This window comes from Pseudomonas sp. AU11447, assembly GCF_001672555.2.
GTDB classification, from domain to species: domain Bacteria; phylum Pseudomonadota; class Gammaproteobacteria; order Pseudomonadales; family Pseudomonadaceae; genus Pseudomonas; species Pseudomonas nitroreducens.
Genome location: NZ_LZDG02000089.1, coordinates 212,423 through 224,528, shown reverse-complemented (window position 1 = coordinate 224,528; position 12,106 = coordinate 212,423). Strand labels below are relative to the sequence as shown.

At 66.4% G+C, this 12,106-nt stretch carries 14 protein-coding genes; 13 read left to right on the top strand and 1 reads right to left on the bottom strand.

The features are described from left to right. The first annotated feature begins 12 nt into the window (after positions 1 to 12). Both A6723_RS28855 and A6723_RS28850 read left to right on the top strand, forming a co-directional pair. On the top strand, positions 13 to 642 hold the full coding sequence (locus A6723_RS28855; protein ID WP_054909517.1) for a 1-acyl-sn-glycerol-3-phosphate acyltransferase: 630 nt from the start codon (positions 13 to 15) through the stop codon (positions 640 to 642). A 1-nt stretch (position 643) separates the two neighbouring features. After that, complete coding sequence (locus tag A6723_RS28850) at positions 644 to 1,573, top strand: phosphatidate cytidylyltransferase (RefSeq protein ID WP_024766297.1); 930 nt, start codon at positions 644 to 646, stop codon at positions 1,571 to 1,573. A 176-nt stretch (positions 1,574 to 1,749) separates the two neighbouring features. Here the strand turns inward: A6723_RS28850 and flgA are convergent, their stop codons facing one another. After that, on the bottom strand, positions 1,750 to 2,658 hold the full coding sequence (flgA, locus tag A6723_RS28845; protein WP_139093094.1) for a flagellar basal body P-ring formation chaperone FlgA: 909 nt from the start codon (positions 2,656 to 2,658) through the stop codon (positions 1,750 to 1,752). Here flgA and flgB point away from each other — a divergent pair. The 11 genes from flgB to flgL are packed head-to-tail and all read left to right on the top strand — an operon-like array spanning position 2,623 to position 11,992. Then, positions 2,623 to 2,988: a flagellar basal body rod protein FlgB gene (flgB, locus tag A6723_RS28840; protein WP_054909518.1), complete on the top strand. Its 366-nt coding sequence runs from the start codon at positions 2,623 to 2,625 to the stop codon at positions 2,986 to 2,988. The genes flgA and flgB overlap by 36 nt on opposite strands. 4 nt (positions 2,989 to 2,992) lie before the next feature. Continuing rightward, positions 2,993 to 3,421: a flagellar basal body rod protein FlgC gene (gene flgC / locus A6723_RS28835; protein ID WP_024766301.1), complete on the top strand. Its 429-nt coding sequence runs from the start codon at positions 2,993 to 2,995 to the stop codon at positions 3,419 to 3,421. Continuing rightward, entirely contained in the window at positions 3,421 to 4,092 is a 672-nt protein-coding gene (locus A6723_RS28830; protein ID WP_024766302.1) for a flagellar hook capping FlgD N-terminal domain-containing protein, read from the top strand. The genes flgC and A6723_RS28830 overlap by 1 nt, the downstream gene beginning before the upstream one ends. A gap of 35 nt (positions 4,093 to 4,127) precedes the next feature. Continuing rightward, on the top strand, positions 4,128 to 5,315 hold the full coding sequence (gene flgE / locus A6723_RS28825) for a flagellar hook protein FlgE (protein WP_054909519.1): 1,188 nt from the start codon (positions 4,128 to 4,130) through the stop codon (positions 5,313 to 5,315). A 9-nt stretch (positions 5,316 to 5,324) separates the two neighbouring features. Next, entirely contained in the window at positions 5,325 to 6,053 is a 729-nt protein-coding gene (locus A6723_RS28820) for a flagellar basal body rod protein FlgF (RefSeq protein WP_024766304.1), read from the top strand. 27 nt (positions 6,054 to 6,080) lie between these two features. Beyond that, positions 6,081 to 6,866 (top strand): flagellar basal-body rod protein FlgG, encoded by a 786-nt coding sequence (gene flgG, locus A6723_RS28815; RefSeq protein ID WP_024766305.1) that lies wholly within the window; start codon positions 6,081 to 6,083, stop codon positions 6,864 to 6,866. A 2-nt stretch (positions 6,867 to 6,868) separates the two neighbouring features. Beyond that, positions 6,869 to 7,531, top strand: a complete 663-nt coding sequence (gene flgH / locus A6723_RS28810) for a flagellar basal body L-ring protein FlgH (RefSeq protein WP_037016153.1) — start codon at positions 6,869 to 6,871, stop codon at positions 7,529 to 7,531. Positions 7,532 to 7,570: 39 nt separating this feature from the next. Then, on the top strand, positions 7,571 to 8,650 hold the full coding sequence (locus tag A6723_RS28805; RefSeq protein WP_139093104.1) for a flagellar basal body P-ring protein FlgI: 1,080 nt from the start codon (positions 7,571 to 7,573) through the stop codon (positions 8,648 to 8,650). Continuing rightward, a complete protein-coding gene (locus A6723_RS28800) occupies positions 8,650 to 9,690 on the top strand; it encodes a lytic transglycosylase domain-containing protein (RefSeq protein ID WP_054909521.1) in 1,041 nt (346 codons plus the stop codon). The genes A6723_RS28805 and A6723_RS28800 overlap by 1 nt, the downstream gene beginning before the upstream one ends. After that, on the top strand, positions 9,687 to 11,054 hold the full coding sequence (gene flgK, locus A6723_RS28795) for a flagellar hook-associated protein FlgK (protein WP_054909522.1): 1,368 nt from the start codon (positions 9,687 to 9,689) through the stop codon (positions 11,052 to 11,054). Before A6723_RS28800 ends, flgK begins: the two co-directional genes overlap by 4 nt. A gap of 23 nt (positions 11,055 to 11,077) precedes the next feature. Further along, positions 11,078 to 11,992 carry a flagellar hook-associated protein FlgL gene (gene flgL, locus A6723_RS28790; RefSeq protein WP_054909523.1) on the top strand — a complete coding sequence of 305 codons (915 nt, stop codon included), beginning with the start codon at positions 11,078 to 11,080 and terminating at the stop codon, positions 11,990 to 11,992. The last annotated feature ends 114 nt before the right edge of the window (positions 11,993 to 12,106 follow it).

The following is a 12,106-nucleotide window of genomic DNA, read 5'->3' as shown; positions in this document are numbered from 1 at the left end:
AACGCCCCCGCAATGCTGGAACGACTGTTCGCCTACGCCATCATCGCCGGTGCCCGCGCGGTGACCGGCCTGCGCAGCCTGTGGATCGGCACCACGCCGATCCCGGCGCAGCGCATCTACTACGCCAACCACAGCAGCCACGGCGACTTCGTGCTGCTCTGGGCCTCGCTGCCGCCCGAACTGCGCGCGCGTACGCGCCCGGTCGCCGGGATGGACTATTGGGGCAAGGGCGGCCTGCGTGGCTTCATCATCAACAGCGTGTTCCACGGCGTGCTGATCGACCGCACGCGCGGCGCAGAAGGCGGCAATCCGCTGGAGCCGGTGGAGCAGGCGCTGGCCGACGGCGATTCGCTGATCCTCTTCCCCGAGGGCACGCGCAACCTCGACGAGGAGGTGCGCCTGTTGCCCTTCAAGAGCGGTATCTATCACCTGTCCAAAGCGCATCCGCAGGTCGAACTGGTGCCGGTATGGCTGGACAACCTCAGCCGCGTGATGCCCAAGGGCCGCGCACTGCCGCTGCCACTGCTGTGCACCCTGAGCTTCGGTGCGCCGCTGGCGGTGCAGGAGGGCGAGGCCAAGGAAGCCTTCCTCGAGCGCGCCCGCGAGGCGCTGCTGAAACTCGCCGCGCCGGAGGGTCGCTGAGATGAACCAGACCTGGCTGCTGTTCGCCGGTATCGGCGGCATCCTCGTTCTCGCCTCGTTGGTCGGCGCGGTGCTGCGCTGGCGCGCGCCGGCGGGACCGCACGCGGTGATCGACAACCTCAACGCGCGGATCAATGCCTGGTGGGTGATGGTCGCGGTGATCGGCTGCGCCTTCGCCCTCGGTTACTGGGCGGTGATACTGCTGTTCTATGGCGTGTCGTTCTACGCCCTGCGCGAGTTCCTTACGCTGATGCCGACCCGGCGCAGCGATTATCCAGCGCTGGTGGCGGCCTTCTACTTCGTGCTGCCGATGCAGTACCTGCTGATCGGCATCCAGTGGTACGGACTGTTCTCCATCTTCATTCCGGTCTACGTGTTCCTGCTGCTGCCGATCCTCGCTTCACTGGGCGGCGACTCCAAGCACTTCCTCGAACGCGCCTCGAAGGTGCAGTGGGCCTTGATGCTGGCGGTGTTCTGCATCTCCTACGTGCCGGCGCTGCTGACCCTGAACATCGAGGGCTACGAGGGCCGCAACCTGCTGCTGATCGCCTTCCTGGTGATCGTCGTGCAGTTGTCGGACGTGCTGCAGTACGTTTGCGGCAAGCTCTTCGGCAAGCGCAAGATCGCCCCCAACCTGTCGCCGTCCAAGACCCTGGAAGGCTTCGTCGGAGGCGTGGCGCTGGCCACGCTGATCGGTGGCGCGCTGTGGTGGATCACCCCGTTCGCCTTCTGGCAGGCGTTGCTGATCGCACTGATGATCAACATCCTCGGCTTCTTCGGCGGCCTGGTGATGTCGGCGATCAAGCGCGACCGCGGGGTGAAGGACTGGGGCCACATGATCGAAGGCCACGGCGGCATGCTCGACCGCCTGGATTCGGTGTGCTTCGCCGCGCCGGTGTTCTTCCACTTCGTGCGGTATTGGTGGACCTGAGGCGGTTTCTGTAGCGGCGGGCTCCGTCCGCGATGAGCAATCTGCCGTGCGGTTCGCGAGCAAGCTCGCTCCTACGAAGAGCACGCTGGAGCGACCGGCTTACTGTAGGAGCGAGCTTGCTCGCGAACGATCGCCGCACGGGCTCCACCCATCCTGCGTAAAGTGGTCCGCAGCACTCAGAAGATGCTGCTCACCTCTCCCGAGGCCAGTACCTTCGCGTCGATGACCTTCTGGCTGCGCAGGTTCTTCACCCGGATCACCTCGTCCTGCTTGCCGTTGGCCAGCGCCTCGCCGGCGGCGCTGGCCTGGATGCCGTCCTGGCTGGCGACGATCTTCACCTGCTGACCGCGGCGCACCAGCAGCGCGCCGTCGAGCAGCGCCGGGCTCAGCGGCTGGTCGGCGCGGATGCGCCGGCGAGCGGTCTTGCCGGTGACCTCATCGATGCGGGTGAAGTAGCCCCGCGCGCTCTTGCCGATCTCCAGCGGTGCCAGTTTCAGCTGCCCTGGCTCCAGCGTCTGGCCGCGCTCGATCTCGCCGCTGGCGACCACGGCCGGCAGGAACACCGCGGGCTGGCTGGTGAAGTAGACCGGCCAGCCGGGCTGCCCCACGCAATTGGCCTCCAGCCGGCGCCGGGCGGTGGCCGAGGCGGGTGCTTCGCTCTCGCGCAATTGCGGCTCGCTTGGGCAGGCCGACAGCTTGGCCAGGCTGTTGGGCAGGTTGTTGGCGACCCTGAAGGTCATGCCCTTCCAGCCCTGTTTTTTCGCTTCGCTCTTCAGTTCGCTGGCGATCAGTCGCTGTGCGGCGGCGTCGAGTTGCGCGCGGGCATCCTGCGCTTGCGCAAGAGCGGGAAGGAGGACGAGGAAGCAGGCGGAAAGCGCTTTTCCGCATACCCCGGTGTGGCGCGCGAAAAGCGGAAACGACGCGTTGCGCTCGCGTTTTTTGGTTTCAATAAACGCCTTGTAAATCAACGACATGAAGCGACCTTCAGGGGTCGGCATGCTTTGTGCTGAATGGCCACGCACGCCGAACGATGAGAATGGGTTGCGGGAATGAGTATACGGTTTGACGAGACCCTGGGTCTCCACGAGAGAGCCCTCTCGCTGCACATGCAGCGCAGCGAAATCCTGGCCTCCAACCTGGCCAACGAAGACACCCCCGGCTTCAAGGCGCGGGACATCGATTTCGCTGCCGAGATGCAGCGCCAGGGCAACCCGTCGGCATTGCTGGCCAGCGCAGGCCCGCAATCGATGGAGCTGAAGTACCGCATTCCCAACCAGCCTTCCCAGGACGGCAACAGCGTCGAGCTGGCCACCGAGCAGGCGGAGTTCTCGCGCAACGCGATGGATTTCCAGACCAGCCTGACCTTCCTGACCATGAAATTCCGCGGCCTCAAGCAGGCCATCGAGGGACGCTGACGCCATGGCATTCGATTCCATCTACCGCATCGCCGGCTCATCGATGAACGCGCAGACCGTGCGCCTGAACACCGTGGCCAGCAACCTGGCCAACGCCGACTCCGCGGCCGCCAGGCCCGACGACGTGTACCAGGCGCGCAAGCCGATGTTCGCCGCCGTCTACGACAACGACCAGCTCACCCGCAGCGCCGGCATGGGCGGCGCCCACGTACAGGTGCTCGACGTGGTCACCTCCGGCCGCGCCCCGCAGCGCCGCTACGAGCCGGGCAGCCCGCTGGCCGACGCCACCGGCTACGTCTACTACCCCGACGTCAACGAGATCGAAGAGATGACCGACATGATGTCCGCCACCCGCAGCTTCGAGACCGGTGTGGAAGTGCTCAACCGGGTGAAGAGCATGCAATCCAGCCTGCTGAAACTGGGAGACGCCTGATGAGCACGGTGAACAACGACACCAGCGGTACCAGCACCAACGGCACGTCGTCCGGCACGCCCAAGCAGGCGGTGAATCTCGGCGAGATGGGCGATATGGAGAACAGCTTCATCACCCTGCTGGTCGCCCAGGTGCAGTACCAGGACCCGACCAAGCCGGTGGACAGCACCGAGTTCATCAACCAGTACTCGGCCATGGCGCAGGTGAAGAGCATGCAGAACATGACCACCCTGCAGCAGAACAACCTGGTGCTGATGGACAACCTGCAGACCCTCACCGCCGCCGGCCTGGTCGGCCAGGAAGTGAAGGTCAGCGCCGACAGCCTGCAACTGGACGGCGACAAGGTCAGCGGGCAGATCAACCTGGAACACGCCTCGGCCACCACCGTGCTGCAGCTCACCGATGCCAACGGCGTGCGCACCGACATCACCCTCGGCCCGCAGGAGCCGGGCGCCGTGCCCTTCACCGTGGACCCCGAAGCGCTCGGCCTGAAGCCGGGCAAATACAGCCTCGCAGTGAAGACCGAGAGCGGCGAGACGCCCGGTATCGAAGTGTCCGGGTTGGTCCATAACGTCCGCGTCAGCGCCGACGGCCCGGTCCTGGAAGTCGCGGGCGCCGGTTCCGTGCCGTTCTACAAGATCGTCGAATTCAGTCAGGGCCAGGCCGCCTGAGCGCCTGTTCCCCCCACTTAGGATGAGCTAACGCCATGAGCTTCAACATCGCCCTGACCGGCCTGAACGCGGTGACCCAGCAACTGGACACCATCAGCAACAACATCGCCAACTCCGGCACCGTCGGCTTCAAGTCCTCGCGCACCGAGTTCGGCAGCGTCTACGCCGACACCAAGGGCATGGGCGTGGAAGTCACCGGCACCACCCAGAGCATCAGCCAGGGCGGCTCGCTGGTGTCGACCAACCGCAACCTCGACCTGGCCATCTCCGGCGGTGGCTTCTTCGTCGTCAAGAGCGGCAACGGCGACACCCAGTACACCCGCGCCGGGGTGTTCAGCCAGGACAACGCCAACTACCTGATTAACGCCACCGGCCAGCGCCTGCAGGGCTACCCGACCGACGCGGCCGGCAACCTGCTGGTGGGTACCGTCTCCGACCTGCAGGTGAAGACCGCCAACCTGCCGGCCAAGGCCACCGACAAGCTGGAGTTCGTCGCCAACCTCGACTCCAACGAGAAGGTGCCGACCGTCGCGCCGTTCGACCCGCAGAACGTGGCGACCTACAACTCCACCTACACCAGCAAGATCTACGACTCGCAGGGCAAGGAACACACCCTGACCCAGTACTTCGTGCTGACCGGCAGCAACACCTGGGACGCGCACTACGCAGTGGATGGCAATGCCGTCGGCGCCACTCAGTCGCTGACCTTCGCCCCGGACGGCTCGCTGTCCACGCCGATTGCCGCGGTACCGGTGAGCTTCAACCTGCCGGGCGTCAACCCGATGAACATCGCCCTCGACTACACCGGCACCAGCCAGTACGGCTCGGACTTCGTCGTCACCACCAACCGCACCACCGGCTATGCCGCGGGCGAGCAGACCGGCATCGCGGTGGAGAACGACGGCAAGGTCTACGTCAACTACAGCAACGGCCAGCGCATGCTGCAGGGCCAGGTCGCGTTGGCCAACTTCGTCAACAGCGGCGGCCTGCAGAACCAGAGCGGCACCGCCTGGACCGAGACCTCCGCCTCCGGCGCCCCGCTGATCGGCGTGCCCGGCATCGGCCAGTTCGGCTCGCTCTCGGCCGGCAACCTGGAAGGCTCCAACGTCGACATCACCCAGCAACTGGTGGGCCTGATGGAAGGCCAGCGCAACTACCAGGCGAACACCAAGGTGATGACCACCGACAAGGAACTCACCCAAGTGCTCTTCTCGGCCATTTAAGGAAATCCCATGGATCGTCTCGGCTACACCGCGATGACGGCGGCCAGCCGCAGCATGTCTGCGCTGGACATCCGCGCCAACAACCTGGCCAACGTCAACACCCCCGGCTTCCGTGCCGACCTGGAGCACGCCACCGCCGTGGACGTGAGCGGCGCCGGCTACGACAGCCGCCACCTGGCGCGCATCGAGAGCAGCGGCGTCGACATGAGCGCCGGCACCCTGATGGCCACCGGGCGTGACCTCGACGTCGCCATCCAGGGCCAGGGCCTGCTCGCCGTGCAGAGCGGCAACGGCGAGGCGTACACGCGCCAGGGCAACCTGGAGATCGACGCCGACCGCCAGCTGATGATCAACGGCCGCGCCGTGCTCGGCGAGGGCGGCCCGATCACCCTGCCGGAGTACGACGCCATCGCCATTGGTAGCGACGGCACCATCTCGGTGATGCCGCGCGGCGATTTCATGATGACCGACGTCGACCGCCTCAAATTGGTGGACGCACCGGCCGCGTCGCTGGTGAAGAACGCCCAGGGCCTGCTGGTCAGCAAGGACGGCCAGAACGTCGCTGCCAGCGACGACGTGCGCCTGGTCTCCGGACACCTGGAGCAGAGCAACGTCTCGGCCATCGACCAGCTGGTGGGCACCATGAGCCTGAACCGGCGCTTCGAGACCCAGGTGAAGATGATGAAGGCCGCCTCGGATCTCGCCGAGGCCGGCGACCGCATGATCCGTGGCGGCTAACGCGCGGCGCGCAGACAGGAGCACAACATGAGTTCGGCACTTTGGGTCAGCAAGACCGGCCTGGCGGCACAGGACACCGCAATGTCCACCGTGGCCAACAACCTGGCCAACGTCAACACCGTCGGCTTCAAGAGCGACCGCGCGGTGTTCGAGGACCTGTTCTACCAGGTGCAGCTGCAACCCGGCGCCCAGGCTGACCAGGTCAACACCGTGCCGTCCGGCATCCAGCTGGGCAGCGGCGTGCGCGTCGTCGGCACGCAGAAGGTGTTCACCGAAGGCAGCATGCAGACCACCGGGCAACCGATGGACCTGGCCATCGTCGGCAGCGGCTTCTTCCAGGTCGAGGCGCCCAACGGCGACACCTACTACACCGAGAACGGCCAGCTGCAGCTGAACAACGAAGGCATGGTGGTCAACGCCCAGGGCCTGCCGCTGACGCCGAATATCGAAGTGCCGGCCGGCGCCAGCCGCTTCACCGTCGGCAGCGACGGCATCGTCACCGCCATCCTTCCCGGCGAGACGCTGCCCACCGAACTGGGCCAGATCACCCTCGTCAGCTTTACCAACCCGGCCGGTCTGGAAGCCCTCGGTGGCAACCTCTACAAGGAAACCGCCGCCAGCGGCGAGCCGCAGGAAGGCACGCCGGGCGAGGAAGGCCTGGGCACGCTCAAGCAGGGCGTACTGGAAGGCTCCAACGTGCAGGTGGTGGAAGCGATGGTGAACATGATCGCCATCCAGCGCGCCTACGAGGCCAACGCCAAGGTGCTCGACGCCGCGTCGGGCATGCAGCAGTTCCTCAACCAGACGGTCTGACCATGACGCGCCTTGCCCTGCTGCTCGCCCTGGCGCTGCTCGCCGGCTGCCAGAGCTTCAACGAGATGCTGCCGGACGAGGATTCCTCGCTCTACCAGCCGCCGGAGCTGGACTACAGCCTGCCGCCCACCACCAGCGGCGGGCTGTTCCGCTCCGGCTACGGCGGTTCGCTGCTGCGCGACAAGCGCGCCATCGGCGTCGGCGACATCGTCACCGTGGTACTCAGCGAGTCCACCCAGTCGAGCAAGAGCGCGGGCACCAGCTTCGGCAAGAAATCCAGCCTGGACGTACCGGTGCCGACCATCCTGACCAAGGAGTACGGCGGCCTGGAAACCTCCGCCACGGCCAACCGCGATTTCAATGGCTCGGCGAAAAGCTCGCAGCAGAACACCCTCACCGGCTCTATTGCGGTGACCGTGCACAAGGTGCTGCCGGGCGGCGTGCTGCTGGTGAAGGGCGAGAAATCGCTGCGCCTGAACCAGGGCGACGAGTTCATCCGCCTCACCGGTCTGGTGCGCCTGGACGACATCAACCGCGCCAACCAGGTGTCCTCGCAGAACGTCGCCAACGCCAAGATTTCCTACGCCGGGCGCGGCGTGCTCAACGACAGCAACTCGGCCGGCTGGCTGACGCGCTTCTTCACCCATCCGCTGTTCCCGATGTAAGCAGGCGAGCCCTCCATGCGTAGAAATCTTTCCCGCCTGATGGCGCTGCTCTGCCTGTTCTGGCAGGCCGAGGCGCTGGCGATCCCGCTGCTCGACCTGGTCGACATCGAAGGCGTGCGCGAGAACCAGCTGATCGGCTACGGCCTGGTGGTCGGCCTGGACGGCACCGGCGACAAGAACCAGGTGAAGTTCACCAACCAGTCGGTCGCCAACATGCTCAAGCAGTTCGGCGTGAACCTGCCGCCGAACGTCGACCCGAAACTGAAGAACGTCGCCGCCGTGAGCGTCACCGCCAGCGTGCCACCGTCCTACAGCGCCGGGCAGACCATCGACGTCACCGTGTCCTCGCTGGGCGACGCCAAGAGCCTGCGCGGCGGCCTGCTGCTGATGACGCCGCTGCAGGGTGTCGATGGCGAAGTCTATGCGCTGGCCCAGGGCAATCTCGTGGTCGGCGGCCTGCATGCGCAGGGGCAGAGCGGCTCCAGCGTGTCGATCAACAGCGCCAACAGCGGCCTGATCCCCAATGGCGCGACCATCGAGCGGATGATTCCCAGCGACTTTACCCAGCGCCCGGACGTGATGCTCAACGTGCGCAAGCCCAGCTTCCAGACTGCCACCCAGGTGATGAATGCGGTGAACGAGCGCTTCGGCTCCGGCACCGCCACTGCGCTGGACGGCACCAGGGTGTCGGTGCGTGCGCCGGTCAGTAGCGCCCAGCGCACCAGCTTCATGGCCATGCTCGAAGGCATGGAGGTGCAGGAAGGCCGCACCCGGCCCAAGGTCGTCTTCAACAGCCGCACCGGCACCGTGGTGGTTGGCCAGGGCGTGCGCGTGAAGGCCGCCGCGGTGGCCCACGGCACGCTCACCGTGACCATCAGCGAGAACCCCCAGGTCAGCCAGCCGGGGCCCTTCTCCAACGGCACCACGGCGGTCACGCCGCAGTCGGACGTGTCGGTCAGCCAGGACAAGAAGCCGATGTTCAAGTGGCCTGAAGGTACCAGCCTGGAAAGCATCATCAATACGGTGAACAGCCTGGGCGCGACCCCGGACGACGTGATGAGCATCCTCCAGGCGCTGGAGCAGGCCGGCGCGCTGAACGCCGAGCTGGTGGTCATCTGATGAGCATCACCTCGCTCAACCGTCCCATCGTGCCGACCGGCCAACCCGGCGAGTCGCCCGAGGCGATCCGCCGCGAGCAGTTGCAGGCGGCCTCCGAGCAGTTCGAGGCGATGTTCCTGCAACAGATCCTCAAGCAGATGCGCAAGGCCGGCGACGTGCTCTCCGCCGGCAGCCCGCTGCGCAGCCGCGACCTCGATACGATGCGCGACTTCTACGACGAAGCGCTGGCCGAGCACCTGGCCTCGCGCAAGCAGACCGGCATCGCCGACCTGCTGGTGCGCCAGCTTTCCGCCGAGCCGACCGATAGCGCCGAGCCCGTCGCGCTTGCCGATGGCGGCGAGGCGCTGCGCCGGCCTTCGGTGTCCAGCCGCAACCCGCTGGTGGATACCTGGCAGCGCAGGGTGGACCGCCTCGCCCACGCCTGGCAGCAGGGCAGCGCCGGTTTCCGCACGCTGGTGGACAGCGTGATCGGCCAGGAGTCCGGCGGCGACGCTGCCGCCGTCTCGCCCAAGGGCGCGCGCGGCCTGATGCAGCTGATGCCCGATACCGCCCGCGAAGTCGCCGGCGAACTCGGCCTGCCCTACGACGAGCAGCGCCTGACCAGCGACCCCGCCTACAACAAGGCGCTGGGCAGCGCCTACCTGGGCAAGATGCTCGACCGCTACGACGGCCAGCATGTGCTCGCCCTGGCCGCCTACAACGCCGGCCCCGGCAAGGTGGACGAGTGGCTGAAGAACAATGGCGACCCGCGCAGCGGGCAGATCGGCATGGCCGACTGGGTGCGCAGCATTCCTTACGACGAAACCCGCGACTACACCCTCGGCGTACTCCGCCGTGTGCGTGAGGCCCAGGCGCCGGCGCGGATCCCCGGCAGCGGCCTGTCGCCGGAGAGCGGCCTGAAGCACGCGCCGCAGGAAGGATTTAAGCGCCACGCCGATTCCGTCGCCTATCAGGGGCAACAGCCTGAATTTGTTTCCCGGCCGGCCTCGGCAGCGTTCGCCCAGCCGATCCGCATCGAGTCGAAGGAGAGTGCGTCTTGAGTATGTTGAGCCAGATCGGCTACAGCGGCCTGCGTGCGGCGCAGATTGCCCTGGCCACCTCCGGGCAGAACGTGGCCAACGCCAACACCCCCGGCTTCAGCCGGCTGAGCCCGATCCTTGCCTCGCTGGCCGGTGAAGGCGGCCTGAACGTCGGCGGCGGCGTGGTGGTGACCAGCATCCGCCGCATGGCCAACGATTTCCAGAACCAGCAGTTGTGGCGCGCCACCACCGAGCAGAGCTACTACGACAGCGGCCAGCAGTACCTGTCCGCGCTGGAAGGGCTGATGGGCGGCGAGGGTTCGAGCATCAGCGTCGGCCTCGACAACTTCTTCGCCGCGCTCAGCGAGGCTACCGCCACGCCCGGCTCGGTTGCCCTGCGCCAGCAGATCATCAACGAGACCAAGAACCTCGCCCAGCGCTTCAACGGCCTGTCCGGCAACATCGATAGCCAGCTGCGCGCCCTGCAGGAACAGCGTGGCGCCATGGTCGGGGAGATCAACGGGCTGACCGCCAACCTGGCGGCGCTGAACAAGCAGATCGTCGAGGTCGGCTCCTCCGGCGGCGACACCACCGCGCTGCGCGACCACCGCGAGAGCCTGGTGGCGGACCTGTCCAAATACGCCTCTATTCGCGTCAACGAAGTGGCCGACGGCTCGCTCACCGTGTCGCTCGCCAATGGCCAGCCGCTGGTGGCCGGCAACTCCGCCGGCCAGTTGGCGATCAGCCGCACCGCCAGCGGCGAGCAGGAAATCGCCCTGACCTTCGCCGGCACCAGTTTCCCGCTGGCCCAGGACGGCATGGGCGGCTCACTCGGCGCCTTGTACGACACCGAGTACGACTCGCTGCGCCCGAACCAGACTGCCCTGCACGAGATGGCCGGCCAGTTCGCGCAGATGGTCAACGACACCCTGGCGGGCGGCTTCGACCTCGATGGCAACGCCGGCCAGGCGCTGCTGACCTACAACGCCGGCAGCACCACGGCGATGCTCTCGCTCAACGATCTCAAGCCCGAGCAGCTGGCGCTGTCCGACACCGCTGGCGAGTCCGGCAACAACGTCAACCTGCTCAAGCTGCTCGACCTCAAGGGCCAGAACATCACCCTCTCCGGCAGCCAGGTGACGCTCAACGATGCCTTCGCCGGGCTGCTCGGCAAGGTCGCCAGTGCCAGCCGGCAGAACCAGGCCGACCAGAAGACCGCCACCACCGTGGCGGCCCAGGCGCAAGCCAGCCGCGATAGCGTCAGCGCGGTCAGCCTGGATGAAGAGGCGGTCAACCTGATCACCTACCAGCAGGCCTACCAGGCCAACATGAAAGTCATCAGCACCGCCAAGGAGCTGTTCGACTCGATGCTCGCGGCCTTTTAAGGGCCATTGCGAAGGAAAGCAGAATGCGCATTACCAACGCACAGATCACCGCGCTGATGGGCGGCTCGATGAACAGCAACTCGGCAGCCCTGGGCAAGCTGATGCAGCAGATGTCCAGCGGCCAGCGCATCCTCCAGCCGTCCGACGACCCCATCGCCAGCGTGCGCATGCTGCGCATCCAGCGCGAGGAAGCGAGCCTGGCGCAGTACCGCACCAACATCGGCAACGTCTCGGGCAACCTGTCGACCCAGGAAACCAACCTGCAGGCCACCTCCGACGCGATGCTCAACGTGCGCGACCTGCTGCTCTGGGCGGCCAACGGCTCCAACACCGGCGGCGACCTCAACGCCATGGCCGGCGAGCTGGAGAATATCGAGAAGACCATCGTCAGCTTCGTCAACGTGCGCGACGAAGAGGGCCGCTACCTGTTCTCCGGCACGCTCAGCGACACCGCCGCCGCGACCTACGAACCGCTGACCGACAGCTACGTCGCCACCGGCAACGACAAGTCGTGCCAGGCCGCCGTGGCCAACGGCGTACAGGTGGAAGAGAACGTCACCGCGCTGGGGGTGTTCGGTAGCAACATGGACTTCCTCAACCAGCTGCACGCCACGGTGAAGATGCTCAAGGACCCGGCGCTGGATGTCACCGACCCGGCGGTGCACGCGCAGATCACCGCGACCATCGACAGCCTCGACAGCGCCCACGATGGTGTGCTCGGCGCCATCACCGAGCTGGGCGGACGGCAGAACACCCTGACCATGCTCAACTCGAGCAACGAGGAAGTCTCGCTGGTGAACCAGAAGATCAACGGCGAGCTGTCGCAGCTGGACTACGCCGGCGCCAGCATCGACCTGAACACCTACCAGCTCGCGCTGCAGGCCACGCAGAAGACCTACCTGAAGCTCAACGACCTGTCGCTGTTCAGCCGCCTGTAAGTTTCTTCGTAGGGGCTCCGCACGGAGGTCTGGACGCCAATCGGCGGATCGCCCCTACTTTTTATCCCGCCTCCGCCCGGCCCTTGCGTCGGGCGGAGGCACATCGGTGCAGAG

What these genes read in the sequence shown, in the direction of transcription:
- A6723_RS28855 (WP_054909517.1), top strand. Translation starts at nt 13, where the DNA reads ATGCTGGAACGACTGTTCGCCTACGCCATCATCGCCGGTGCCCGCGCG.
- A6723_RS28850 (WP_024766297.1), top strand. Translation starts at nt 644, where the DNA reads ATGAACCAGACCTGGCTGCTGTTCGCCGGTATCGGCGGCATCCTCGTT.
- flgB (WP_054909518.1), top strand. Translation starts at nt 2,623, where the DNA reads ATGAGTATACGGTTTGACGAGACCCTGGGTCTCCACGAGAGAGCCCTC.
- flgC (WP_024766301.1), top strand. Translation starts at nt 2,993, where the DNA reads ATGGCATTCGATTCCATCTACCGCATCGCCGGCTCATCGATGAACGCG.
- A6723_RS28830 (WP_024766302.1), top strand. Translation starts at nt 3,421, where the DNA reads ATGAGCACGGTGAACAACGACACCAGCGGTACCAGCACCAACGGCACG.
- flgE (WP_054909519.1), top strand. Translation starts at nt 4,128, where the DNA reads ATGAGCTTCAACATCGCCCTGACCGGCCTGAACGCGGTGACCCAGCAA.
- A6723_RS28820 (WP_024766304.1), top strand. Translation starts at nt 5,325, where the DNA reads ATGGATCGTCTCGGCTACACCGCGATGACGGCGGCCAGCCGCAGCATG.
- flgG (WP_024766305.1), top strand. Translation starts at nt 6,081, where the DNA reads ATGAGTTCGGCACTTTGGGTCAGCAAGACCGGCCTGGCGGCACAGGAC.
- flgH (WP_037016153.1), top strand. Translation starts at nt 6,869, where the DNA reads ATGACGCGCCTTGCCCTGCTGCTCGCCCTGGCGCTGCTCGCCGGCTGC.
- A6723_RS28805 (WP_139093104.1), top strand. Translation starts at nt 7,571, where the DNA reads ATGGCGCTGCTCTGCCTGTTCTGGCAGGCCGAGGCGCTGGCGATCCCG.
- A6723_RS28800 (WP_054909521.1), top strand. Translation starts at nt 8,650, where the DNA reads ATGAGCATCACCTCGCTCAACCGTCCCATCGTGCCGACCGGCCAACCC.
- flgL (WP_054909523.1), top strand. Translation starts at nt 11,078, where the DNA reads ATGCGCATTACCAACGCACAGATCACCGCGCTGATGGGCGGCTCGATG.